This is a genomic window from Pseudomonas allokribbensis, assembly GCF_014863605.1.
In the GTDB taxonomy this organism is placed as follows: domain Bacteria; phylum Pseudomonadota; class Gammaproteobacteria; order Pseudomonadales; family Pseudomonadaceae; genus Aquipseudomonas; species Aquipseudomonas allokribbensis.
The window spans coordinates 4,894,552-4,917,134 of sequence record NZ_CP062252.1 but is presented as its reverse complement, the minus strand read 5'-3'; the positions used below and the strand labels follow the sequence as shown (position 1 = coordinate 4,917,134).

Genomic DNA, 22,583 nt, shown 5'->3' with positions numbered 1-22,583 from the left:
GCAAGCATCGTTGATGGAGATCGCCCATGTCTGCACCGTTGGCCTCACTGAAGATTCTGGATTTCTCGACCTTGCTGCCGGGACCGTTCGCCTCGCTGCTGTTGGCGGACATGGGCGCCGAGGTGTTGCGCATCGAATCGCCGACTCGCCTCGACCTGTTGCGGGTCTTGCCGCCCCACGATCACGGAATCTCGGCCAGCCACGCCTACCTGAACCGCAACAAGCGCAGCCTGGCGCTGGATCTCAAACAGCCCGAGGCGCTGGAGCTGGTCAAGCAGTTGCTGGCGGACTACGACATCGTGCTGGAGCAGTTTCGCCCCGGTGTGATGGAGCGGCTGGGGCTGGGTTACGAGGCGCTGAAGGCGATCAATCCGAAGCTGATTTACGTGTCGATCACCGGTTACGGCCAGACCGGCCCGTACAAGGATCGCGCCGGACACGACATCAACTATCTGGCACTGGCCGGGCTCTCCAGCTACACCGGCCGCGCCGACAGCGGGCCGTTGCCGCTGGGCATGCAGGTGGCGGATATCGCGGGTGGCTCGCTGCACGGGGTGATTGGCTTGCTGGCGGCGGTGATTTCCCGCCAACAGACCGGGCAGGGCACGCATCTGGATGTGAGCATGACTGACTGTGCGTTCAGCCTGAACGCCATGGCTGGCGCCGGGTATCTGGCCTGCGGTGAAGAACCGCGCTGGGAGGATCAGATGCTCAATGGCGGCAGTTTTTACGATTACTACCGCTCCCGCGACGGGCGCTGGATGTCGGTGGGCAGTCTGGAGCCGGCCTTCATGCAGCAATTGTGCGCAGCGTTGGGCCGGCCGGAACTGGCGGCCCAGGGCTTGTCACCCAAGCCCGAGCAGCAACGGGCGCTCAAGGAGGCGTTGAAGGTCGAGTTCGAGAAGCATGACTTTGCTGAACTGCGCGAGCTGTTCGCCGGGATCGATGCCTGTGTCGAGCCGGTATTGAATCTGGGGGAAGCGGTGCAGCATCCGCAATTGCAGGCGCGGGAATTAGTGGCGCAGGTGCCCCGTGGGGATGGCTCTTCGCAGGCGCAGATCGCTTGTCCGCTGAAGTTCTCCGAGGTATTGCCGGCGCCGCGACATGTCGGGGCGGCGCTGGGGCAGCATACGGATCAGGTATTGGGAGAATTGGGCTTGAGTGTTGAGCGCATTGCCGAACTGCGGCGAGCCAAAGTGATCGCCTGACTTACTCGACCCGCATCTCGCCACTGAACACCAGGGTGTTGCGACAGCGACGGCACAAATAGCGCCGACCTTGCCTGACCAGGCTATGGCGCTGGGCTGAAAACGGAAAATCACTGTCGGCGCACGGGCATTTGTAGATGTAGCGGGTCACGCTGCGGCGTTTGACGGCGTAGGTATGGCAGCGATCCGGCGGCAATTCGTAGACGCCGCGCATGATCAGTTGCCACTCCTCGCCGTGGGGCTGGATGCGGTCACCGAACAGTTGATGGGCGATCAGGTGCGCGACTTCGTGGGCCACGGTCTGCTTGAGGAAGTGTTCGGCGTTCTCCCGATACAGCTGCGGGTTGAAGCGCAGCAGGTTCTCGTGCAGATGCGCGACCCCGGCTTTTTGCCCGCGCAGCTTGAGGCTCACCACGGGGCGTTTGAAAGGACGTTTGAAAAAGGATTCAGCGAGTTGGAAACAGTCTTCGACGCGGGTATTGAGTTGCTCGGGCATGCTTGATGGATCTCCAGAGGCGTCGAGTATGCCGCAACCCCGGGGCGTTGCGAATCGCCGAACTGCCGAATGGTCGTCGCTCTTTTTCAACCGGCACGAGAAGGCCGCCTTGCGGCGGCCTGTGTTGGCGGATCTTGTTCTTCTCGGGTTGGATCGGTCGTCAGTTGGTGTAGACGGGCCCCACGCCCAGTCCCCAGACAATCACGGTAAACGCCATGATGGCGACCAGCACCACCAGACCCACCGCCAGCACCGAGCTGGAAAACAGGAATCCCTCGTCAGACGGAATGTTCATGAAGGTCGGCAGACCCACATACAGCAGGTACACCGTGTAGCAGATGGCCGCCGTGCCGACGATCATCCCCAGCCACATATGCGGATACAACGCCGCCAGCCCGCCGACGAACAACGGCGTCGCGGTGTAGGTGGCAAACGCGACGCAGCGGGCCAGGCTCGGATTGGCGTCATAGGTACGGGCCATCCAGTGCACGAAGGCCCCCATGACCGCGACCCCGCCGAGCATCGCCAGGTACGACATGACGGTCATCCAGATCGCGCTTTCGACGGTGAGCATCACCGGCGCGCGGTTACCGATCACCCAGCCGACCTGAGTCGTGCCGATAAAAGCCGAAATAGCGGGGATCGCTGCCAGAATCAGCGTGTGCGTCAGGTACATGTGGCTGATGCTTTCCTCTTGGTCGCCACGGATTTCCTTCCATTCCTGATCGGGGTGGGTAAAAAGTCCCACTACGTGATGGATCATGCCAGTCACTCCTCTCGTTATTGCCATCGCCCCCCAGCGGAGCGCCTACGGGCCAATGTGGCCGAGCAAATACAGGTCTTCAGATTGTGTGCGACCTTATGTCGCAGTATAGAAAGGTCTTAACCGCACAGGTGATAGGGTCTTAGAGCAAATCGCGCTGTAAACCGGCGGGGTAATCGCGTCGGGGTCTGTGCAAACGGGCAATCGAAGGGGCGACAACCTGTGGCCACAACCCTGGTGTTTTTGCGTAAAATGCCCGCCTTTCGTCACACCTCACGGATTTCGCGTCATGGGCACTCTTACGGTCAACCAGAACAAACTGCAAAAGCGCCTGCGCCGCCTGGCCGGCGAAGCGGTCGCCGACTTCAACATGATCGAAGACGGCGACAAGGTCATGGTCTGCCTGTCCGGGGGCAAGGACAGCTACACCATGCTCGACGTGCTGATGCACCTGCAGAAGGTTGCACCGATCAAGTTCGAGATCGTCGCCGTGAACATGGACCAGAAGCAGCCAGGCTTCCCCGAGCACGTGCTGCCGGCCTACCTGAAAGAGCTGGGCATCGAGTACCACATCGTCGAGAAAGACACGTACTCGGTGGTCAAGGAGCTGATTCCTGAAGGCAAGACCACCTGTTCGCTGTGCTCGCGCCTGCGTCGCGGCACGCTGTACACCTTCGCCGACGAAATCGGCGCGACCAAAATGGCCCTCGGTCATCACCGCGACGACATCGTCGAGACGTTCTTCCTCAACATGTTCTTCAACGGCTCCCTCAAGGCGATGCCGCCGAAGCTGCGCGCCGACGACGGGCGCAACGTGGTGATCCGTCCGCTGGCCTACTGCAACGAGAAAGACATCCAGGCCTACTCGGACTTCAAGCAATTCCCGATCATTCCGTGCAACCTCTGTGGTTCCCAGGAAAACCTGCAACGTCAGGTGGTCAAGGAAATGCTTCAGGACTGGGAACGCAAGACCCCGGGTCGTACCGAAAGCATCTTCCGCAGCCTGCAGAACGTGATCCCGTCGCAACTGGCTGACCGTAATCTGTTCGATTTCACCAGCCTGAAGATTGATGAAACCGCTGCTTCGCGTTTCGTCAACGTGGTGAACCTGTAAGCGATCCGATCGCTTGAAAAAAAACGGCGCTCGCGGGCGCCGTTTTCAATTCGTTTTCTAGGAGAGGGCATGCGCGATTACAAGTGGCTGCACGAATACTGTCTGAACCGCTTCGGTTCGGCGGCTGAACTGGAAGCCCATCTGCCCGTTCCCAAGACCCCGACGCAACTGCGCCAGATCAGCGACGACCGTTATCTCTCGACCATGGCCCTGCGGGTATTTCGCGCCGGGCTCAAGCACAGTCTGGTGGACGCCAAGTGGCCGGCCTTCGAAGAAGTGTTCTTCAAGTTCGACCCGGAAAAAGTCGTGCTGATGAGCGCCGAACACCTTGAGCGGCTGATGCAGGATGCGCGGATCATCCGTCACCTGGGCAAACTCAAAAGCGTGCCGCGCAATGCGCAGTTCATTCTGGACGTCGAGAAAGAGAAGGGCAGTTTCGGCGCGTTGCTCGCCGACTGGCCGGTGACCGATATCGTTGGCCTGTGGACCTACCTGAAAAAGCACGGCCACCAATTGGGCGGGCTGTCGGCGCCACGCTTTCTGCGGATGGTTGGCAAGGACACGTTCGTGCCGAGCTACGACGTGGTCGCGGCGTTGAATGCACAGAAGATCGTCGACAAGGTGCCGAGCAGTCTGCGGGATCTGGCGACGGTGCAGAGCGCGTTCAACCAGTGGCATGAAGAAAGCGGCGGGCGACCGATGAGCCAGATATCGATGATGCTGGCGTATACCGTCAATCATTGAGACCGAGTGATCGTTCCCACGCAAAACGTGGGAACGATCTCGGGACAGCTGTCAGGCGACGGAGATTTCGCCCTCACCAGCCAGCTTGCGGTTCAACTGATACCGCCAGCGCACATACAGCAGCGCCGAGCAGAACACCGCCAGACTGGCGATCATCTCCAGCACGCCGAACAGCTGCCGGCTCGGGTCATACGCCGCCAATGCGCCCTTGATGAAATACAGGTTCACCACAAAGCACATCCACGAATGCCCCCGTGCGCTGCCCATGATCATGCCCGGTGCGAGCACGATCCACGGGATCAGCTCGATCAGCAGAATCACCCACGGCCGCGCACCATGCAGGTCGGCGAACAGCAGGTAATAAGCGGCGAGCAGTCCGGCCAATCCAAAGAAACACAGCAGACTGACCACCCGCATTGCCCTTACCCGTGGCTCCAGCCATTCGACGGCGGGCAGGATTTTCGGCTTTTTCGCCATCTCAGTTCCCCAGCTTCAAAGCCGTTTTGGCCAGGCGTGCGCCCAGTGCGCGACACAGCGCCACTTCGTGCTGATCGAGACCGCTTTTGCCATCGGCCCCGGCGTGATGGCTGGCACCGTAAGGCGTGCCGCCGCCCTGGGTTTCCAGCAGCGCCGATTCGCTGTAGGGCAGACCGGTGATCAGCATGCCGTGGTGCAGCAGCGGCAGCATCATCGACAGCAGCGTGGTTTCCTGACCGCCGTGCAGGCTGGCGGTGGAGGTGAACACACCAGCCGGTTTGCCGACCAGCGCGCCGGTCAGCCACAGGTTGCTGGTGCCGTCGAGGAAGTACTTGAGCGGCGCGGCCATGTTGCCGAAACGGGTCGGGCTGCCAAGGGCCAGGCCGGCGCAGTTCTTCAGGTCATCCAGCGTGGCGTACAGCGCGCCTTCATCGGGAATGTCCGGTGCCACGGCTTCGCACTCGGTGGAGATCGCCGGCACGGTACGCAGGCGCGCTTCGAGGCCCGCCTGCTCAACGCCACGGGCAATCTGCCGGGCCATCTCGTTGGTCGAACCGCTGCGGCTGTAATACAGAACCAGAATGTACGGCGCACTCACGGCAACAGCTCCAGGATCTGCTCCGGTGGACGGCCGATCACGGCTTTGTCACCGGCTTCGAGAATCGGGCGCTCCATCAACTTCGGATGCGCCGCGATGGCTTCGATCAATTGTTTCTCGGTGAGACTGGCATCGGCCAGGTTCAGGGTCTTGTATTCGTCTTCGCCGGTGCGCAGCAGTTGCCGTGCGCTGATCCCCAGCTTGCCGAGCAGGGCCTTGATCTGCGCGGCGTCCAGCGGCGTTTCGAGGTAGCGCACCACGTTAGGCGTCAGGCCACGGGCTTCGAGCAGTTCGAGCGCACCGCGGGATTTCGAGCAGCGCGGGTTGTGATAAAGCGTCAGATCGGTCATGGGCGGGTCGCTTCTTGCGTAGAGTGGCGGCTATTCTAACTGTGCAGCGCGCAATCCAGAACCTTGGGAGGCGATGGGTCGCAGGCGCATTCAATTTTTGACAAGGAACATGACATGACACGGCGACTGGCAGCGGCATTGACGATCATCGGGGCGTTGATGCTGGGGGGCTGCGGTAACGACTACGGCATTGACCAGAACGGGCAGAAGGTGGCGTCCGAGCGTCTGGACAAACAATGGGTCGTGCTCAACTACTGGGCCGAATGGTGCGGTCCGTGCCGCACGGAAATCCCGGAACTCAATCATCTGGCGGACGAGCTCAAGAGCAAGAAGATCGGCGTGTTCGGGGTCAACTTCGACAATGTGCAGGGCGAAGAACTGAAAGGTGCCAGCGAGAAACTCGGCATCAAGTTCACCGTGCTGGCGCAGGATCCGGCGGACTTGTTCGAACTGCCGCGCAGCGAGGCCTTGCCGGTGACTTACATCATCGACAACAAGGGCAAGGTGCGGGAACAGTTGATGGGCGAGCAGACGGCGGCGGGGGTGATGGCGAAGCTTGAGGCGTTGAAGGCGGCCAACTGAGGATCGTTCCCACGCTGTGCGTGGGAACGATTGGAAGGCTCAGCCTTCTTCCAGCCACCAGCGTAATGGCTTGCCCTCGGCAGGCCAGAAACGCATCTGCTCGATTGGCGAGATATCCCAGCGCTCCACACGCTCCAGCGCCTGGAGGAAGCGTTGCTCCTGCTCCATCAGCGCCGGGGCACACAGTTTGCGGGTCTTGCCGATCTTGCCGAAGCTGAGCTTGTCGCCTTCCAGGGTGTAAGGCGCGAACCAATGGTTGCAGCCGCCATTGCCATACGCCCGGCCATCATCGCCCAGGGTCACGGTCAGGTGGCTGTAGTCCATCAGTGGCCGTTCGCCGATCCACTCCAGAATGTAGCTGCGGTTCTGTTGCAGTTGCACAGGCTCCGCGGCGCAACCCATCAGGCCGGCGCCGACAGCGGCGGTCAGGGCCAGGTGTTTCATCACGCCGGCTCCTGGCATTTCGGGCACAGGTGCTTGTCATCGACGGCTTTCCAGCCCAGTTCGGCGATACGCGCCGTGGCGGCCGGTTTTTCTGCCGGTTTGCCGAGCTTGGCGTCCACCGCGAATTCGAAGCTCAGTTCCTTGGCGCAGCTGTCGCAGTTGACCTGCCAGGTGTGGATCGCCAGTTCGCCGAACACCGGGCCGGTGGTCATCGCGGTCCATTGACCCGGCGGGTTGATCAGGTGGCGGACGGTGTCGACGGTCAGGCGCATGGACAAGTCCTTGCTGCCTTTGAGGGTCACGACCAGCACGTCGCCGATACGGATCGAGCCACCGTTGCCGGTAACCTGATAACGGCCCGGTACGAGGGCGCGGCATTCGGTGAGGGTGTGTTGCGGGTTCATCAGGGTGTAGCGGAAATCGTGTTCGACCATGGGTCCTCCAAATATGCGCGACATGCTAGCACGGGCTTGATTGCAGAATAACGCGCGCTTGCGACCTTCGATCCGGTTCAAATCGACACTACAGTCGTGGCAAACTGCCGCCTTCATCTCTAAGGAACGGAACATGGCGCTGATCGAATGTTATGAATGCAAGCGGAGCATCAGCCCCGAAGCGAAGACCTGCATTCATTGCGGGGCTCCGATGACGGGGAAACATGCACCGCTGCAGGCGACCCGACCGGCCACCGCGACATCAACGATTTCCTTTGGCAGTCTGCCCCGGAACAAGGCGGTTGCCGACGCTTTCGTCGCAGAATCCGCTTCCACTCCAGCCCCGGCGCCGAAAGTAATGCCCGCCGCCGCTGGGCGCCGGCGCCGGCAACAGGCCGAACAAGCGGTCGAACTTCAGTTGAATGCCGATGGCTCTCGCCCGGTGGAGGGCTGGCTGAAGGTCATGGCGTTCCTGATGCCGATCATCTTTGTCTGGTTCCTGCTGCGCCGGGGCCATTCCCTCAAGCAGCGACTGATTGGCTTCGGCTGGCTGGCGCTGCTGATTTTCTGGGTGGCGATTTCCCCGGCTACGCCTCCGGCCTGACGATCGATTGTCAGCCCTCGACCTGGTTCTGCGGCGTTCCTGCCGCCCAGGTCGCGATGTTGTGCAGGGTGGTGGCGGCAATCGCGCCCAGCGCCTCGCGGGTCAGGAACGCCTGATGCGCGGTGATGATCACGTTGGGAAAGGTCAGCAGCCGCGCCAGCACATCGTCCTGTAATGGCAGGTCGGAGCGGTCTTCGAAAAACAGCTGCGCTTCCTCCTCATAAACGTCCAGCCCCAGATAACCCAGTTGACCGTCCTTCAGGGCGTCGATCAGCGCCGGGGTGTCTACCAGACCACCGCGGCCGGTGTTGATCAGCATCGCGCCCGGCTGCATGTGCGCCAGCGAATCACGGTTGATCAGGTGCTTGCTCTGCTCGTTGAGCGGGCAGTGCAGGCTGATGATCTGCGATTGTTCGAGCAGTTGCGGCAGGCTCAGGTAGCGCGCACCCAGGGCTTCGACGGCCGGGTTCGGATACGGGTCGAAGGCCAGCAGCTCGCAGCCGAAACCGTGCATGATTTTCGCGAACGTCGCGCCGATCTGGCCGGTGCCGACAATGCCGACGGTCTTGCCCACCAGATCGAACCCGGTCAGGCCGTGCAGGCTGAAATCGCCTTCCCGGGTGCGATTGTAGGCCCGATGCAGTCGGCGATTGAGCGCAAGAATCAATGCGACGGCATGCTCGGCCACCGCGTGGGGCGAGTAGGCCGGTACGCGCGTGACGACCAGTCCCAGGCGTTTGGCGGCGCTCAGGTCGACATGGTTGTAACCCGCCGAGCGCAGGGCGATCAGCCGGGTTCCGCCGGCCGCCAGACGTTCCAGCACGGGCGCGCTGAGGTCATCGTTGATGAAGGCGCAGACCACTTCGTGCCGGTCGGCCAGCGGTGCCGTGTCGAGACTCAGTCGGGCCGGTTGAAAGTGCAGCTCGATGCCGGCCGGGCAGTCGGCGGCGAGAAAACTGTCGCGGTCGTAGGTCTGGCTGCTGAAAACGATCGTGCGCATGCAATCCTCCTGAAGCATCGACGCGGGCGCGAATCACCCGCGACCACTTTAGCCGCGTGGGCGTTGATCGGCATTGCCGTGGATCAGGCGCTGATCTTCGCCTGCGCCGCGAGACGATTGATCGCCCGCTCCAGTTCATCCAGAGCGGTGGAGGCCTTGGGGTCTTCCTGTTTGAGCAGGGTTTCGCTGCGCTGGCAGGCCGCGCGCAATTGCGGAACGCCGCAGTAGCGGGTGGCGCCGTGCAGGCGATGCACCCGTTCGATCAGGCCAGTCTGGTCGTGGCTGTCGCGGGCGCTGCGGATCGCTTCGCGGTCGGCCTCAAGGGACGCCAGCAACATGGCCAGCATGTCCGCCGCCAGATCCGCCTTGCCGGCGGCCAGACGCAGGCCTTCTTCCTGGTCGAGTACCGGCAGGTCCTGATGGCCCGCCAGGCTTTCGCTGTTGCGGTCCGGTGCCTGATTGCGCAGTGCCAGTCCTGTCCACTTCAGCACCACTTGGGCCAGTTGCCGTTCGCTGATCGGTTTGGTCAGGTAGTCGTCCATGCCGCTTTGCAGCAGTGCGCGTTTTTCGTTGGCCATGGCGTGGGCGGTGAGGGCGACGATCGGCAGTGGTGTGCAATGGCGTTCGCTTTCCCACTGACGGATCGTCTCGGTGCTCTGACGCCCGTCCATGCCTGGCATCTGCACGTCCATCAAGACCAGATCGAAGGTTTCGCTCTGCACAGCCTTGACCGCCGCGTAGCCACTTTCGACGGCCAGCACCTTGGCGCCCATGTCTTCGAGCAGGGTCTGCACCAGCAACAGGTTGGCCGGGTTGTCGTCGACACACAGCACTTTCGGTGCACGGCTCGACAGCGGTTCGCCGGGTTCGCTGCGCGTCTGGCGCGGGTTGACCATGTCCGACAGTGCCCGGCGCAGTTTGCGCGTGCAGGCCGGTTTGGACTGGAGCTGGCTGTGCGGGTTGGGTACCGATAGATGGAACAGCGTCAGTTCGGTGGTCGGGCACAACACCAGTACCCGGCAGCCGAGGTGTTCGAGGTCCCAGATGTGTTGGTTGAGTCGTTCCGGCGGCATGTCGTTGCTGGTGATGCCGAGCACGGCGAGGTCGATGGCCTGATCGGTCTGGTGGGCGCCAGTGACGCCATTGGTCAGGCTTTCCAGAGTATTGAACGGCGTGACGTCGAGCCCGCAGTCTTCCAGTTGATGCTGCAGCGCCTGACGCGCCAGTTCATGGTTTTCCAGTACCGCTACCCGGCGGCCGAGCAACGGCGCGGCGGGCAGGTCTTCGGCATCGTCGCGGGTCTTGGGCAGGCTCAGGCTGATCCAGAACTCCGAGCCTTCGCCCGGGGTGCTGTCGACGCCGATCTCGCCGCCCATCTGTTCGATCAGGCGCTTGGAAATCACCAGCCCCAGACCGGTGCCGCCGGGCTGACGCGACAGCGAGTTGTCAGCCTGGCTGAAGGCCTGGAACAAGGCGCGCACGTCCTGGTTCGACAGGCCGATGCCGGTGTCCTGAATGCTGATGCGCAGTTGCACGCTGTCTTCGTGTTCTTCTTCGAGCATCGCGCGGGCGACGATGGTGCCTTCGCGGGTGAACTTGATCGCGTTGCTCACAAGGTTGGTGAGGATCTGCTTGAGCCGCAGCGGATCGCCAACCAGCGACAGCGGCGTGTCGCGATAGACCAGACTCACCAGTTCCAGCTGCTTGGCGTGGGCCGCGGGGGCGAGGATGGTCAGGGTGTCCTGCAACAGATCGCGCAGGTTGAACGGAATATGATCGAGCACCAGTTTGCCGGCTTCGATTTTCGAGAAGTCGAGAATTTCGTTGATGATCCCCAGCAGGCTGTCGGCGGACTTTTCGATGGTGCCCAGATAGTCGAGCTGGCGCGGGGTCAGCTCGCTTTTCTGCAACAGATGAGTGAAACCGAGAATGCCGTTGAGCGGTGTGCGGATTTCGTGGCTCATGTTGGCGAGGAACTCGGACTTGATCCGGCTCGCTTCCAGCGCTTCCTTGCGGGCCAGGTCCAGTTCGATGTTCTGGATCTCGATGGTCTCCAGGTTCTGACGCACGTCTTCGGTGGCCTGGTCGACGCTGTGCTGCAATTCTTCCCGGGCGTTTTGCAGGGTGCCGGCCATGCGGTTGATGCCGGACGCCAGTTCATCCAGTTCCTGACTGCCGAGGGGCGGCAGGCGGGTTTCCAGATGGCCGTCCTTGAGTTGCGCGACCGCCTGTTTGATCTGGCTGATCGGGCGATTGATCGTGCGGCCCATGCGCAGGGCCAACAGTGCGGCGCCGGCCAGTCCCGCCGCAATCAGCAGCAGGCTGGCGAACAGGCTGCGGTAGCCGCGCAGCAACATGCCGTTGTGCGAGAGTTCCAGTTCGACCCAGCCGAGCAGGCGGTCGGACTCTTCAGGGATCAGTTCGCCAGCGAGGTTGCGATGCTTGCCGAACACCGGCAGCAGATAGCGGGTGGCGTCGTTGCCGCTGCGCCGCAGCAGTTGCGTGCTGTCGCCGCTGGGGGCCTGGTTGAGCATGGTCGGGCCGGCGTGGGCCAGTGGTGAGCGGTCGGGTGCGAGGAAGGTCACCGCGCGCACGTCCGGCTGTTCAAGGGACTGGGTGGCGATGCGCTCGAGCAGATCGGAATCGCCGTGACCCATGGCCGGCGCCACCAGCGGCGCGAGTTGCTCGGCGATCATTTCGCCGCGCTGCATCAATTGGGCCTGCAGGTCGGACTGCTGCGTCCAGGTGAAATAGCCGCCCAGCACCAGTGCCATCAGGCTGGTCGGCAACAGGGTCAGCAACAACACGCGACCTTTGATTCCCAGTTTCTTGAGCACGCCTATCTCCTGCATCCCGCTGATCATTGACTCTTGCGTGCTTCCGGCACGCGGCATGGGCGCAGTGTAGCGATTTGCTTGCGGGCATTCCCGGGAAAAATCATGTCGCGATCCGTCGTTTCTGCGCCGGTCATTTGTCCGACAGGTCAACCTTGGGTTGCCGGGCGGCGGGCAATCTTGAATAATCGCCCAACTGAGAATTATTTGCAGATAGTCATGACTCCTGTCTCTGTTGGCCAGCCACGCATTCTTTCCATCGAGGACGATCCCGTGCTCGGTGCCTATGTTCACGAGCAATTGGGGCGCAGCGGCTTCCAGGTCACCTGGTGCCAGAACGGCAGCGAAGGCCTGAGCATTGCCCGGCGCCAGCCGTTCGATGTGGTGTTGATGGACATTCTGTTGCCGGGCCTCGATGGTCTGAACGTGCTGACGCAACTGCGCCAGAGTCATTCCACGCCAGTGCTGTTGATGTCGGCGCTGGGGGCGGAGGCCGATCGCATCAGCGGTTTTCGCCTGGGGGCTGACGACTATCTACCCAAGCCGTTCAGCATGGCGGAGCTGCACGTGCGGATCGAAGCGATCCTGCGTCGGGTCGCTCTCGATCGGCGTCCGGCGGTCAACGCTGAGCCAGCGGTGGCGGGCGGTCTGCATTTCGACGACGAGCAATGCGAAGTGTCTTACTGCAATCAACCGGCCGGCCTGACCCGCAGCGAATACCGCTTGCTGGAAACCCTCAATCGCAATGATGAAGAGGTGCTGAGCAAAGCCTTCCTTTATCAGCATGTACTTCAGCGCGGTTACGCGGCCCACGACCGCAGCCTCGACATGCACATCAGCCAGATCCGCCGCAAACTCAAATCGATTGGCTACACCGAGCGGGAAGTGCGCACGGTGTGGGGCAAGGGCTACGTTCTGAGCGCCGTCGATGAGGGTGTCTGAACTTCCGGGTCGGCATTCGCTGTTCTGGAAACTGGCCTGTCTGCTGGTGGCGTTCTGTCTGTTGATGATCTGGCTGAGCTGGTCCTGGGGCCGTTATATGGAGGAGCGCAATCAGTTCCTCTCCGACGAGGCTCGCGGCACGCTCGCGCGTTATGCCGCCGAAGCCGAAGCGGCTTGGCGGCGCGATCAGCGTGACGGCGTCGACCGCTGGTTGCAGAGCATGGAATTGCGCGAAGCTGGTTGGGTCGGTGTGATCGACGGCAACTTGCAGTCGCTGAGCCGTGATCCATTGAACGAAAAGGAAATCCAGCACCTGACCTTTCTGCGGGGGCTCGACTGGCCGATTCACAAGAAAGGCCGGCCGTGGTTGCGTGTTCCCTTTCCCGCAGAACCCTCCGCCGGCAGCCTGGTCATCGAGTTGCCTGAGCGATTCCTGCCGGGCAAATACCGAGTGTTCTGGCGGGTGATCACCAACGGCGTGATTCCCGGCCTGTTCACCCTGTTGCTGTGCGTGGGCCTGTATCGCTTGCTGGTGGTGCCGCTGAACAACCTGCGCGAGCAGGCCAACGCGTGGCGTGCCGATCAATTGAATGTGCGCCTGTCGAGCGGCATCACCCAGCGCCCGGACGAACTCGGCGAACTGGCCCGGGCCTTCGACTCGATGTCCGAACGCCTGCAATCGACCGTCGCCCTGCAACAGCAATTGTTGCGCGACCTGTCCCACGAACTGCGCACCCCCCTGAGTCGCCTGCGGGTGGCCAGCGAAAGCGAACAGAATCTGTTGCCGTTGCGCGAACGCATTGGCCGCGAAGTCGATGGCATGCAGCGGTTGGTCGAAGACACCCTGCAACTGGCCTGGCTCGAAACCGAACGCGCACCGCTGCCGGACGAGGCGATCCAGATCCAGGCGTTGTGGGAAATGCTCACGGAAAACGCCTGTTACGAAAGTTGCTGTCCGGTGGGCCAGTTGCAATGTGCGGTGGATGCATCGTGCTGGGTGCGCGGCAATCTCAATACCCTGGCCCAGGCGCTGGAAAACATCCTGCGCAACGCGATCCGGCATTCGCCAGTGGGCGGCATCGTGCGGCTGGATGGCCGGCGTGACGGGGATTACTGGCATCTATGGCTGGAGGACGAGGGCGGCGGCGTGGCCGAGGCGGATCTGGAGCGGATCTTCTCGCCGTTCACCCGGCTCGACGGCTCGCGGCCGGGGGACGGTGGATTTGGTTTGGGGCTGAGCATTGCGAGGAATGCGGTGCAGCGGCAGGGCGGGAGCCTTTGGGCTGAGAACGGCCCGTCGGGATTGCGCTTGAATTTGCGGTTGGTGGCCGATGATAGCGCCGCCACTCCCGACGCCTTTGCTGGCAAGCCAACTCCCACAGTGGACATGAATCGCCCGCAGATTGTGTGAGCGGTACAAGAAAGTGTCAGCACTGCTGACACTCTTTAAAAAGTCGCACCACCGGCGCGACTTTTACTGCTTATTCCAAGAAACCATAAGCACCACACTTTGCGTGATATGGGCCGCGCAGGTTTGCCGGTATGATAGGCGCCCCCGCTGTCCGGATTGCGAAAAACGCCATGACCTTGCAGTACCCAACCATCGCCGATTGCGTCGGCAACACGCCGCTGGTGCGTTTGCAGCGCCTGCCCGGTGTCACCAGCAACACCCTATTGCTCAAGCTCGAAGGGAATAACCCTGCGGGTTCGGTGAAGGATCGTCCGGCGCTGTCGATGATCACCCGTGCCGAGTTGCGCGGGCAGATCCACGCCGGCGATACGCTGATCGAAGCGACCTCGGGCAACACCGGGATCGCGTTGGCGATGGCCGCCGCGATCAAGGGTTACAAGATGATCCTGATCATGCCGGACAACTCCAGCGCCGAGCGTAAAGCGGCGATGACCGCTTATGGCGCGGAGCTGATTCTGGTCAGCCAGGAAGAGGGCATGGAAGGCGCTCGCGATCTCGCCCAGCGGATGGAAGCCGAAGGTCGTGGCAAGGTGCTGGATCAGTTCGCCAACGGCGACAACCCCGAAGCGCACTACACCACCACCGGCCCGGAAATCTGGCGCCAGACCCAGGGCACCATTACTCATTTCGTCAGTTCCATGGGGACCACCGGGACCATCATGGGCGTGTCGCGCTACCTCAAAGAGCAGAGCGACAGCGTGCAGATCATCGGCCTGCAACCGATGGAAGGCTCGGCCATTCCCGGCATTCGCCGCTGGCCGCAGGAATACCTGCCGAAGATCTATCAGGCTGATCGTGTCGATCGCATTGTCGACATGGCGCAAAGCGAAGCCGAAGACGTCACCCGTCGTCTGGCCCGCGAAGAAGGCATCTTCTGCGGCGTGTCCTCGGGCGGTGCGGTGGCAGCGATGCTGCGTCTGTCCAAAGAAGTTGAAAACGCGGTGATCGTCGCGATCATCTGTGACCGTGGCGACCGATACCTGTCGACCGGCATTTTCGACGCGCCCAACTGATGGCCAAGCATGAGAGAGGCCTGCGCTTCCAGCCCACCGGCGGCAGCAAGGCCCCGCAAATCCCGACCGGCAAAAAGCAGCGCTTGAAGATCGAGCGCCTGGCCAATGACGGTCGCGGCATCGCGTTTTTTGAAGGCAAAACCTGGTTTGTCCTCGGCGCCCTGGCGGGTGAAGAGGTCGAGGCGCGGGTACTGGGCGCCCACGGCAAAGTGGTCGAGGCGCGTACCGAACGTGTATTCACGGCCAGCGAATTGCGTCGTCCGGCCGCTTGTCAGCACGCCGGTCGCTGCGGCGGTTGCAGCGTTCAGCATTTGCCCCACGGCGAACAGCTTGCCCTGAAACAGCGCATGCTCGCCGAACAGCTTTCGCGGGTCGCCGGTGTCGAGCCTGAAGAATGGGCTGCACCTTTGACCGGTCCGGAATTCGGCTACCGTCGCCGCGCCCGGGTCGCCGTGCGCTGGGACAGCAAGGCCAAAACGCTCGAAGTCGGTTTCCGCGCCGCCGGCAGCCAGGACATCGTGGCGATCAGCGAATGCCCGGTGCTGGTACAGCCCTTGCAACCGATCATGACCCGTTTGCCGGAGATGCTCCGTCGCCTGAGCAAACCTCAGGCGCTGGGTCATGTGGAATTATTCAGTGGTTCGTCCCTGGCCGTTCTGCTGCGTCACGTGGCGCCGCTGTCCGAGGCCGACCTGACGATCCTCAAGGATTTCTGCGCATTCCATCAGGCGCAGTTGTGGCTGCACGGCGAAGACGGGCCGCAACCGGTCGATGTCACGCAATCGCTGGGTTATCGCCTGGAGCCGTGGGATCTGGAACTGGATTGGCGGCCAGGAGATTTCATCCAGGTCAACGCCGGGGTCAACGAATCCATGGTTGCCCAGGCCCTGGAGTGGTTGAAACCGACCGCTGATGAGCGCGTGCTCGACCTGTTCTGCGGGCTCGGCAATTTTGCCTTGCCGCTGGCCAAGGCCGTGCGCGAAGTAGTAGCGGTCGAAGGCGTGCAGACCATGGTCGATCGCGCTGCGGCGAATGCCGCTAGCAACAATTTGCATAACACAAAGTTTTTTCAGGCCGATTTATCCCAGCCTTTGACCGATGCCGAGTGGATCGGAAACGGCTTTTCTGCGGTACTCTTGGACCCACCGCGTGACGGTGCTTTCGAGGTGGTGCGCAAGCTCGCGACCCTGGGTGCCGAGCGGTTGGTTTATGTGTCGTGCAACCCTGCAACTCTGGCGCGCGATACGGTCGAATTGATCAAGCAGGGCTACCGGTTAAAACGTGCCGGGATTCTCGATATGTTTCCTCAGACGGCACATGTCGAGGCCATGGCGTTATTTGAAGCGAGCTAGGATGGCTCGTCTGATCCGACTGGTCCGCCCGTGCAGCGCTCGTCTTAGCCCCGCGAGTGCGAACGGGCAATACAGGTCAGTGATTTGACGCATTGAATCTGCGTCGTAGGGAAGGTAAAGCAAGATGGTACAGGTGAGAGCACACCAGCCGATCAACACCGACGGCAGTATCAATCTCGAGGCTTGGCTCGATCATGCGGTCAGTGTCGATCTGGCACTGGATCGCGAAGCCTTGAAAGAAGCCTGTGAGTTCGCTCGACAGGCCGAGCAACAGTCCAATGCGGCCAAGAATCTCTGGACCGAAGGCAGCGGCAGTTTCAGCACCGGCCTCGAAATCGCGGAGATTCTTGCCGACCTCAAGCTGGATCAGGATTCGCTGGTCGCGGCGGTGCTTTACCGTGGCGTGCGCGAAGGCCAGATCGAACTGGCAGCGGTCAGCCAGCGCTTCGGTCCGGTGGTCGCCAAACTGATTGACGGCGTGCAGCGCATGGCCGCGATCAGCGCCAGCCTCAGTCCTCGCCAATCGATGGTGATGGGCACTCAGGGCCAGGTGGAAAACCTGCGCAAGATGCTGGTGGCGATGGTCGACGACGTACGCGTCGCACTGATCAAACTTGCCGAACGCACCTGTGCGATCCGAGCGGTGAAAACCGCTGACGACGAAAAGCGCAACCGGGTCGCCCGGGAAGTCTTCGACATCTATGCGCCGCTCGCCCACCGACTCGGCATTGGCCATATCAAATGGGAACTGGAGGACTTGTCCTTCCGTTACCTGGAACCCGACCAATACAAACAGATCGCCAAGTTGTTGCACGAGCGGCGGCTCGACCGCGAGCGTTTCATCGCCGATGTGATGACGCAGCTCAAGGACGAATTGCAGGCCACCGGCGTCGACGCCGACATCAGCGGCCGGGCCAAGCACATCTATTCGATCTGGCGCAAAATGCAGCGCAAGGGTCTGGAGTTCAGCCAGATCTACGACGTGCGTGCGGTGCGCGTGCTGGTGCCGGAAATGCGCGACTGCTACACCGCGCTCGGCATCGTCCACACCCTGTGGCGGCACATTCCGAAAGAGTTCGACGACTACATCGCCAACCCGAAAGAGAACGGCTACCGCTCGCTGCACACCGCGGTGATCGGTCCGGAAGGCAAGGTGCTGGAAGTCCAGATCCGTACCCATTCGATGCACGAAGAGGCCGAGCTCGGCGTCTGCGCGCACTGGCGCTACAAGGGCACCGACGTCAAGTCCGGCTCGAACCACTACGAAGAGAAAATCTCCTGGCTGCGTCAGGTGCTCGAGTGGCACGAAGAGCTGGGCGACATCGGTGGCCTCGCTGAACAGTTGCGGGTCGATATCGAACCGGACCGGGTCTACATCTTCACCCCTGACGGCCACGCCATCGATTTGCCGAAGGGCGCGACGCCGCTGGACTTCGCTTACCGCGTGCACACCGAAATCGGTCACAACTGCCGCGGCGCCAAGATCAACGGGCGGATCGTCCCGCTCAACTACAGCCTGCAGACCGGCGAGCAGGTCGAGATCATCACCAGCAAGCACGGTACGCCGAGCCGCGACTGGCTGAACTCGAACCTCGGTTACGTCACCACGTCCCGGGCGCGGGCGAAGATTGTTCACTGGTTCAAGTTGCAGGCTCGCGATCAGAACGTCGCAGCCGGCAAGACCCTGATCGAGCGCGAACTCAATCGCCTCGGTCTGCCGGCGGTGGATTTCGACAAGCTGGCCGACAAGGCCAACATGAAAACCGCCGAAGACATGTTCGCCGCCCTCGGGGCCGGCGACCTGCGTCTGGCGCAACTGGTCAACCTGGCGCAACAACTGGTCGAGCCGGAACGCGGCAACGAACAGCTGGAACTGATTCCACGCAAGGCCACCGGCTACAAGCCGGGCAAGCGCGGCGACATTCAGATCCAGGGCGTCGGCAACCTGATGACCCAGATGGCCGGCTGCTGCCAGCCGTTGCCGGGCGATGCGATCGTCGGTTACATCACCCAGGGCCGCGGCGTGAGCATTCACCGTCAGGACTGCGCCTCGGTGCTGCAACTGTCCGGGCGCGAGCCGGAGCGGATCATTCAGGTCAGCTGGGGCCCGGTGCCGGTGCTCACCTATCCGGTGGACATTGTCATTCGCGCCTACGACCGTTCCGGTCTGCTGCGTGACGTTTCGCAGGTGCTGCTCAACGAGCGGATCAACGTGCTGGCGGTCAACACCCGCTCGAACAAGGAGGACAACACAGCGCTGATGTCCCTGACCATCGAGATTCCGGGGCTGGACGCACTGGGGCGGTTGCTGGGGCGGATTTCCCAGTTGCCGAACATCATCGAGACGCGGCGTAACCGGACTCCATGAAATCGATCTACAGCCTTGAAGACCTGTTGCACCTGATGAACCGTCTGCGCGACCCGCAGTTCGGTTGCCCGTGGGACATCAAGCAGACTTACGCGACCATCGTCCCGCACACCCTCGAGGAAGCCTACGAAGTCGCCGACGCCATCGAGCGCGGCGACTTCGATCACTTGCAGGGCGAGTTGGGTGATCTGCTGTTTCAGGTGGTGTATTACAGCCAGCTGGCGCGGGAAGAAGGGCGGTTCGAGTTTGCCGGTGTGGTCGACAGCATCACCCGCAAGTTGATTCGTCGTCACCCGCATGTATTCCCCACCGGTGATCTGTATGCGCCGCTGGACGTGCCGCGCCTGAACGAGGAGCAGGTCAAGCAGCGCTGGGAGGAGATCAAGGCCGAAGAGCGTGCCGAGAAATCCACCGCGCCGCAGCAACTGTCATTGCTCGACGATGTGCCCGCCGCGTTGCCGGCATTGTCCCGCTCGGCCAAGTTGCAGAAGCGCGCCGGGCAGGTCGGTTTCGACTGGCCGGACGCGTTGCCGGTGCTGGACAAGGTGCGCGAAGAGCTCGATGAAGTGCTCGAAGCCATGTCCGAGAATGACCCGCAAGCGGTGGCCGACGAGATCGGCGACCTGCTGTTTTCCGTGGTCAATCTGGCCCGGCATCTGAAGGTCGATCCGGAAACCGCACTGCGTGGCGCCAATGGCAAGTTCGAAAGACGTTTCCGATTTATCGAACAGGCATTGCGCGACACCCACCGACCCATAGAAGATTGCACCCTCGAAGAGTTGGACGCCCTGTGGGGTGAAGCCAAACGTCAGGAAAAGAATTTGCCCAGCTGCGGCTGAGCCGTTGCCCAAGTGAGTAAGCATCAATGAGCCTTTCCCTTCGCGACCAGTTGCTCAAGGCAGGACTGGTCAACCAAAAGCAGGCCAAACAGGTCAGCAAAGACAAGCAGAAACAACAACGTCTGGCCCACAAAGGCCAGATCGAACTGGACGACTCCCAGCAGCGCGCTGCCCAGGAAGCTCAGGCCGAGAAGGTCAAGCGCGACCAGGAGCTGAACCGTCAGCAGCAGGAGAAGGCCGAGGCCAAGGCCCGCGCCGCGCAGGTCAAGCAGTTGATCGAAGTCTCGCGTCTGCCGAAGCTGACCACCGAGGACTACTACAACTTCGTCGACGACAAGAAGGTCAAGCGCATCTCGGTCAACACACTGATGCGCAACAAGCTCAGCAGCGGTTCGCTGGCGATCGTGCACCATGCCGGCGGCTATGAAGTGATTCCTCGTGAGGCGGCCCTGAAGATTCAGGAGCGCGATCCACAGCGCATCGTGCAGCTCAACGAGAAGGTCGAAGAGGTCAATGCCGAGGACGATCCGTACGCGGCTTATGTGATCCCTGATGATCTGATGTGGTAAACGGGTTCCGCCGGGCTGTGAAGCTGCGCTGAAACGCCCAATAACGACAAACCCCGCTCATCGCGGGGTTTGTCGTTTTCAATGCTGTGGTTTGATTCAGGCAGAGCGTTGGTCACGTTGCCGTTCGAGCAGTTCCAGTTCGGCCTTGTAGTTGTGGGCGTCGATCTCGTTGTGGAACATGCCGACCAGCAAGTCTTGTTGATGCACATCCCAGATCCGTACACCGGCGGCTACGCCTTCATGGGACATGTGTGAATCGTCGCGTTCAGTTACTTTTACAGTCATCTGCTAGCTCCAATCTCTGTTATCTGCAGCAAGGCGTGTGCAGGCCTCTGTTATAGAATTTGTTAGCCTGCTAAGTAAACGCTCGATTCGTGCAATGTATCCTTGCGAAATCTGCAACAGTCCTGGAGCCCGCCAAATACGCGACATTCGGTCGCAGGGCAGTAAGTTGCATGACAGAAGTTTCATCTTGGTGCTGCTGAAAAAGCGCTTTTCTCCAGGCGAAAAAAAACGCCCCGAACCAGTCGGGGCGTTTTCATGTGCGGCTCAGCAGGAAGGAATTACTTGCCTTCCCAGCGCTTCAGCACGAGGGTGGCGTTGGTGCCACCGAAGCCGAAGCTGTTGCTCATCACGGTGTTGATGGTGGCGTTTTCGCGGGTCTTGGTCAGCACCGGCAGATCGGCCACTTCAGGGTCCAGCTCGTCGATGTTGGCGGAACCGGCGATGAAGTTGCCTTCCATCATCAGCATGCAGTAGATCGCTTCGTGAACGCCGGCGGCGCCCAGGGAGTGACCCGACAGGCTCTTGGTGGAGCTGATGGCCGGGGCCTTGTCGCCGAACACTTCACGCACACCTTTCATTTCCGCGACGTCGCCGACCGGAGTCGAAGTGCCGTGGGTGTTCAGGTAGTCGATCGGGGTGTCGACGGTGGACATTGCCATCTGCATGCAGCGGATGGCGCCTTCGCCGCTTGGAGCCACCATGTCGTAGCCGTCGGACGTCGCGCCGTAGCCAACGATTTCCGCGTAGATCTTCGCGCCACGGGCCAGAGCGTGCTCCAGCTCCTCGACCACGACCATGCCGCCACCGCCAGCGATGACGAAACCGTCACGGTCGGCGTCGTAGGCACGGGAGGCTTTTTCCGGGGTGTCGTTGCGCTTGCTGGACAGGGCGCCCATTGCGTCGAACAGGAACGACTGGCTCCAGTGCTCCTCTTCACCGCCACCGGCGAACACGATGTCCTGCTTGCCCATCTGGATCTGTTCCATGGCGGTACCGATGCAGTGAGCACTGGTGGCGCAGGCAGAAGCGATGGAGTAGTTCAGGCCCTTGATCTTGAACGGAGTGGCCAGGCACGCCGAAACGGTGCTGCTCATGGTCCGCGTTACACGGTATGGGCCGACGCGCTTGACGCCTTTCTCGCGCAGGATGTCCAGCGCTTCCATCTGGTTCAGGGTCGACGCACCACCGGAACCTGCGATCAGGCCGGTACGCGGGTTGGACACCTGCTCTTCGGTCAGGCCGGAGTCGGTGATGGCGTCTTTCATGGCCAGGTAGGCGTAAGCCGCAGCGTGGCCGACGAAGCGATAGATCTTGCGATCGATCAGTTCTTCAAGGTTGAGGTCGATGGAGCCGGAAACCTGGCTACGCAGACCCATTTCGGCATATTCCGGGTTGAACCGGATGCCAGGGCGGCTTGCACGCAGGTTAGCGGAGACGGTCTCTTTGTCATTGCCCAGGCACGAAACAATGCCCAGACCAGTGATAACGACGCGGCGCATGCGAATAACCCTTAGAAGTTGTCAGTGGAGGTGAACACGCCGACGCGAAGGCCTTCGGCGGTGTAGATTTCGCGACCGTCGACAGTCACCGAACCGTCGGCGATGGCCAGGTTCAGCTTGCCTTTGAGGACGCGCTTGATATGAATGTTGTAGGTGACTTTCTTGGCGGTCGGCAGGACCTGGCCGAAGAATTTCACTTCGCCCGAACCCAGCGCACGGCCGCGGCCCGGCAGACCTTGCCAGCCCAGGAAGAAGCCGACCAGTTGCCACATGGCGTCCAGACCCAGGCAGCCCGGCATCACCGGATCACCCTCGAAGTGGCAAGCGAAGAACCACAGGTCAGGGTTGATATCCAGCTCGGCGACCAATTCACCTTTGCCGTACTTGCCGCCTTCTTCGCTGATCAGGGTGATGCGATCCACCATCAGCATGTTCGGGGCGGGCAGTTGCGCGTTACCTGGGCCGAACAGCTCACCGCGACTGCAGCGCAGCAGGTCTTCCCGAGTAAAGGCGTTTTGTTTGGTCATGCGAGCTCCTCAATAATCCCATGCGGCAGGTGGGGCAAATCTTCCCGACCGATCGACGCGTTCATGCCTC

General features: G+C 61.6%; 24 protein-coding genes. 12 read left to right on the top strand and 12 right to left on the bottom strand.

What is annotated here, in order from left to right; translation table 11 throughout:
* Window positions 1-26: 26 nt before the first annotated feature.
* Window positions 27-1,208 (top strand): CaiB/BaiF CoA transferase family protein, encoded by a 1,182-nt coding sequence (locus IF199_RS22460; RefSeq protein ID WP_192558740.1) that lies wholly within the window; start codon window positions 27-29, stop codon window positions 1,206-1,208.
* 1 nt (window position 1,209) lies between these two features.
* On the opposite strand, the gene IF199_RS22455 is transcribed toward IF199_RS22460, so the two are convergent.
* Window positions 1,210-1,704: a SprT family zinc-dependent metalloprotease gene (locus IF199_RS22455; RefSeq protein WP_096818035.1), complete on the bottom strand. Its 495-nt coding sequence runs from the start codon at window positions 1,702-1,704 to the stop codon at window positions 1,210-1,212.
* Between the two features lie 160 nt (window positions 1,705-1,864).
* On the bottom strand, window positions 1,865-2,467 hold the full coding sequence (locus IF199_RS22450) for a Yip1 family protein (protein WP_053122787.1): 603 nt from the start codon (window positions 2,465-2,467) through the stop codon (window positions 1,865-1,867).
* Window positions 2,468-2,756: 289 nt separating this feature from the next.
* Here IF199_RS22450 and ttcA point away from each other — a divergent pair, with 289 nt between their 5' ends.
* Complete coding sequence (gene ttcA / locus IF199_RS22445; protein ID WP_096818033.1) at window positions 2,757-3,581, top strand: tRNA 2-thiocytidine(32) synthetase TtcA; 825 nt, start codon at window positions 2,757-2,759, stop codon at window positions 3,579-3,581.
* 69 nt (window positions 3,582-3,650) lie between these two features.
* Window positions 3,651-4,325 carry a DNA-3-methyladenine glycosylase I gene (locus IF199_RS22440; RefSeq protein WP_102621007.1) on the top strand — a complete coding sequence of 225 codons (675 nt, stop codon included), beginning with the start codon at window positions 3,651-3,653 and terminating at the stop codon, window positions 4,323-4,325.
* Between the two features lie 51 nt (window positions 4,326-4,376).
* Here IF199_RS22440 and IF199_RS22435 read toward each other — a convergent pair whose 3' ends face one another.
* From IF199_RS22435 to arsC, 3 genes are read right to left on the bottom strand one after another with little or no spacing between them, the layout of a single operon-like run.
* Complete coding sequence (locus IF199_RS22435; protein ID WP_096818030.1) at window positions 4,377-4,802, bottom strand: DUF2069 domain-containing protein; 426 nt, start codon at window positions 4,800-4,802, stop codon at window positions 4,377-4,379.
* Between the two features lies 1 nt (window position 4,803).
* Window positions 4,804-5,400, bottom strand: coding sequence for an NAD(P)H:quinone oxidoreductase (gene wrbA, locus IF199_RS22430; protein ID WP_192558739.1), 597 nt, complete (start codon window positions 5,398-5,400; stop codon window positions 4,804-4,806).
* Window positions 5,397-5,750, bottom strand: a complete 354-nt coding sequence (gene arsC, locus IF199_RS22425; RefSeq protein ID WP_011335489.1) for an arsenate reductase (glutaredoxin) — start codon at window positions 5,748-5,750, stop codon at window positions 5,397-5,399. The genes wrbA and arsC overlap by 4 nt, the downstream gene beginning before the upstream one ends.
* A gap of 114 nt (window positions 5,751-5,864) precedes the next feature.
* Here arsC and IF199_RS22420 point away from each other — a divergent pair, with 114 nt between their 5' ends.
* The gene (locus IF199_RS22420; RefSeq protein WP_096818026.1) at window positions 5,865-6,332 is read left to right on the top strand and encodes a TlpA disulfide reductase family protein; all 468 of its coding nucleotides are present in this window, start codon (window positions 5,865-5,867) and stop codon (window positions 6,330-6,332) included.
* Window positions 6,333-6,371: 39 nt separating this feature from the next.
* On the opposite strand, the gene IF199_RS22415 is transcribed toward IF199_RS22420, so the two are convergent.
* Entirely contained in the window at window positions 6,372-6,776 is a 405-nt protein-coding gene (locus tag IF199_RS22415) for an META domain-containing protein (protein ID WP_096818024.1), read from the bottom strand.
* On the bottom strand, window positions 6,776-7,210 hold the full coding sequence (locus IF199_RS22410) for a hypothetical protein (RefSeq protein WP_192558738.1): 435 nt from the start codon (window positions 7,208-7,210) through the stop codon (window positions 6,776-6,778). Before IF199_RS22410 ends, IF199_RS22415 begins: the two co-directional genes overlap by 1 nt.
* Window positions 7,211-7,343: 133 nt before the next feature.
* On the opposite strand from IF199_RS22410, the gene IF199_RS22405 reads away from it, so the two are divergent.
* Window positions 7,344-7,814 (top strand): hypothetical protein, encoded by a 471-nt coding sequence (locus IF199_RS22405; RefSeq protein ID WP_096818020.1) that lies wholly within the window; start codon window positions 7,344-7,346, stop codon window positions 7,812-7,814.
* Window positions 7,815-7,824: 10 nt separating this feature from the next.
* Here the strand turns inward: IF199_RS22405 and IF199_RS22400 are convergent, their stop codons facing one another.
* Window positions 7,825-8,814, bottom strand: a complete 990-nt coding sequence (locus tag IF199_RS22400; protein ID WP_102621004.1) for a 2-hydroxyacid dehydrogenase — start codon at window positions 8,812-8,814, stop codon at window positions 7,825-7,827.
* 83 nt (window positions 8,815-8,897) lie between these two features.
* Complete coding sequence (locus tag IF199_RS22395; RefSeq protein WP_096818639.1) at window positions 8,898-11,651, bottom strand: response regulator; 2,754 nt, start codon at window positions 11,649-11,651, stop codon at window positions 8,898-8,900.
* 216 nt (window positions 11,652-11,867) lie between these two features.
* On the opposite strand from IF199_RS22395, the gene IF199_RS22390 reads away from it, so the two are divergent.
* From IF199_RS22390 to IF199_RS22360, 7 genes are all read left to right on the top strand, one after another.
* Entirely contained in the window at window positions 11,868-12,590 is a 723-nt protein-coding gene (locus IF199_RS22390; RefSeq protein ID WP_192558737.1) for a response regulator transcription factor, read from the top strand.
* Window positions 12,577-14,001, top strand: coding sequence for a sensor histidine kinase (locus IF199_RS22385; RefSeq protein WP_192558736.1), 1,425 nt, complete (start codon window positions 12,577-12,579; stop codon window positions 13,999-14,001). The genes IF199_RS22390 and IF199_RS22385 overlap by 14 nt, the downstream gene beginning before the upstream one ends.
* Before the next feature lie 170 nt (window positions 14,002-14,171).
* The gene (gene cysM, locus IF199_RS22380; protein WP_096818012.1) at window positions 14,172-15,074 is read left to right on the top strand and encodes a cysteine synthase CysM; all 903 of its coding nucleotides are present in this window, start codon (window positions 14,172-14,174) and stop codon (window positions 15,072-15,074) included.
* The gene (gene rlmD / locus IF199_RS22375; RefSeq protein WP_192558735.1) at window positions 15,074-16,426 is read left to right on the top strand and encodes a 23S rRNA (uracil(1939)-C(5))-methyltransferase RlmD; all 1,353 of its coding nucleotides are present in this window, start codon (window positions 15,074-15,076) and stop codon (window positions 16,424-16,426) included. Before cysM ends, rlmD begins: the two co-directional genes overlap by 1 nt.
* Before the next feature lie 124 nt (window positions 16,427-16,550).
* The gene (gene relA / locus IF199_RS22370; RefSeq protein WP_096818008.1) at window positions 16,551-18,794 is read left to right on the top strand and encodes a GTP diphosphokinase; all 2,244 of its coding nucleotides are present in this window, start codon (window positions 16,551-16,553) and stop codon (window positions 18,792-18,794) included.
* 5 nt (window positions 18,795-18,799) lie between these two features.
* Window positions 18,800-19,633 carry a nucleoside triphosphate pyrophosphohydrolase gene (mazG, locus tag IF199_RS22365; RefSeq protein WP_192560993.1) on the top strand — a complete coding sequence of 278 codons (834 nt, stop codon included), beginning with the start codon at window positions 18,800-18,802 and terminating at the stop codon, window positions 19,631-19,633.
* A gap of 26 nt (window positions 19,634-19,659) precedes the next feature.
* Window positions 19,660-20,202, top strand: coding sequence for a DUF2058 domain-containing protein (locus tag IF199_RS22360; protein ID WP_007957793.1), 543 nt, complete (start codon window positions 19,660-19,662; stop codon window positions 20,200-20,202).
* 96 nt (window positions 20,203-20,298) lie between these two features.
* On the opposite strand, the gene IF199_RS22355 is transcribed toward IF199_RS22360, so the two are convergent.
* From IF199_RS22355 to fabA, 3 genes are all read right to left on the bottom strand, one after another.
* Complete coding sequence (locus tag IF199_RS22355) at window positions 20,299-20,487, bottom strand: hypothetical protein (RefSeq protein ID WP_096818006.1); 189 nt, start codon at window positions 20,485-20,487, stop codon at window positions 20,299-20,301.
* Between the two features lie 278 nt (window positions 20,488-20,765).
* A complete protein-coding gene (fabB, locus tag IF199_RS22350) occupies window positions 20,766-21,986 on the bottom strand; it encodes a beta-ketoacyl-ACP synthase I (protein WP_096818004.1) in 1,221 nt (406 codons plus the stop codon).
* A gap of 11 nt (window positions 21,987-21,997) precedes the next feature.
* Complete coding sequence (fabA, locus tag IF199_RS22345; protein ID WP_003227150.1) at window positions 21,998-22,513, bottom strand: 3-hydroxyacyl-[acyl-carrier-protein] dehydratase FabA; 516 nt, start codon at window positions 22,511-22,513, stop codon at window positions 21,998-22,000.
* Window positions 22,514-22,583: the final 70 nt, after the last annotated feature.

What these genes read in the sequence shown, in the direction of transcription:
- IF199_RS22460 (WP_192558740.1), top strand. Translation starts at nt 27, where the DNA reads ATGTCTGCACCGTTGGCCTCACTGAAGATTCTGGATTTCTCGACCTTG.
- IF199_RS22455 (WP_096818035.1), bottom strand. Translation starts at nt 1,704, where the DNA reads ATGCCCGAGCAACTCAATACCCGCGTCGAAGACTGTTTCCAACTCGCT.
- IF199_RS22450 (WP_053122787.1), bottom strand. Translation starts at nt 2,467, where the DNA reads ATGATCCATCACGTAGTGGGACTTTTTACCCACCCCGATCAGGAATGG.
- ttcA (WP_096818033.1), top strand. Translation starts at nt 2,757, where the DNA reads ATGGGCACTCTTACGGTCAACCAGAACAAACTGCAAAAGCGCCTGCGC.
- IF199_RS22440 (WP_102621007.1), top strand. Translation starts at nt 3,651, where the DNA reads ATGCGCGATTACAAGTGGCTGCACGAATACTGTCTGAACCGCTTCGGT.
- IF199_RS22435 (WP_096818030.1), bottom strand. Translation starts at nt 4,802, where the DNA reads ATGGCGAAAAAGCCGAAAATCCTGCCCGCCGTCGAATGGCTGGAGCCA.
- arsC (WP_011335489.1), bottom strand. Translation starts at nt 5,750, where the DNA reads ATGACCGATCTGACGCTTTATCACAACCCGCGCTGCTCGAAATCCCGC.
- IF199_RS22420 (WP_096818026.1), top strand. Translation starts at nt 5,865, where the DNA reads ATGACACGGCGACTGGCAGCGGCATTGACGATCATCGGGGCGTTGATG.
- IF199_RS22415 (WP_096818024.1), bottom strand. Translation starts at nt 6,776, where the DNA reads ATGAAACACCTGGCCCTGACCGCCGCTGTCGGCGCCGGCCTGATGGGT.
- IF199_RS22410 (WP_192558738.1), bottom strand. Translation starts at nt 7,210, where the DNA reads ATGGTCGAACACGATTTCCGCTACACCCTGATGAACCCGCAACACACC.
- IF199_RS22405 (WP_096818020.1), top strand. Translation starts at nt 7,344, where the DNA reads ATGGCGCTGATCGAATGTTATGAATGCAAGCGGAGCATCAGCCCCGAA.
- IF199_RS22400 (WP_102621004.1), bottom strand. Translation starts at nt 8,814, where the DNA reads ATGCGCACGATCGTTTTCAGCAGCCAGACCTACGACCGCGACAGTTTT.
- IF199_RS22390 (WP_192558737.1), top strand. Translation starts at nt 11,868, where the DNA reads ATGACTCCTGTCTCTGTTGGCCAGCCACGCATTCTTTCCATCGAGGAC.
- IF199_RS22385 (WP_192558736.1), top strand. Translation starts at nt 12,577, where the DNA reads ATGAGGGTGTCTGAACTTCCGGGTCGGCATTCGCTGTTCTGGAAACTG.
- cysM (WP_096818012.1), top strand. Translation starts at nt 14,172, where the DNA reads ATGACCTTGCAGTACCCAACCATCGCCGATTGCGTCGGCAACACGCCG.
- rlmD (WP_192558735.1), top strand. Translation starts at nt 15,074, where the DNA reads ATGGCCAAGCATGAGAGAGGCCTGCGCTTCCAGCCCACCGGCGGCAGC.
- relA (WP_096818008.1), top strand. Translation starts at nt 16,551, where the DNA reads ATGGTACAGGTGAGAGCACACCAGCCGATCAACACCGACGGCAGTATC.
- IF199_RS22360 (WP_007957793.1), top strand. Translation starts at nt 19,660, where the DNA reads ATGAGCCTTTCCCTTCGCGACCAGTTGCTCAAGGCAGGACTGGTCAAC.
- IF199_RS22355 (WP_096818006.1), bottom strand. Translation starts at nt 20,487, where the DNA reads ATGACTGTAAAAGTAACTGAACGCGACGATTCACACATGTCCCATGAA.
- fabB (WP_096818004.1), bottom strand. Translation starts at nt 21,986, where the DNA reads ATGCGCCGCGTCGTTATCACTGGTCTGGGCATTGTTTCGTGCCTGGGC.
- fabA (WP_003227150.1), bottom strand. Translation starts at nt 22,513, where the DNA reads ATGACCAAACAAAACGCCTTTACTCGGGAAGACCTGCTGCGCTGCAGT.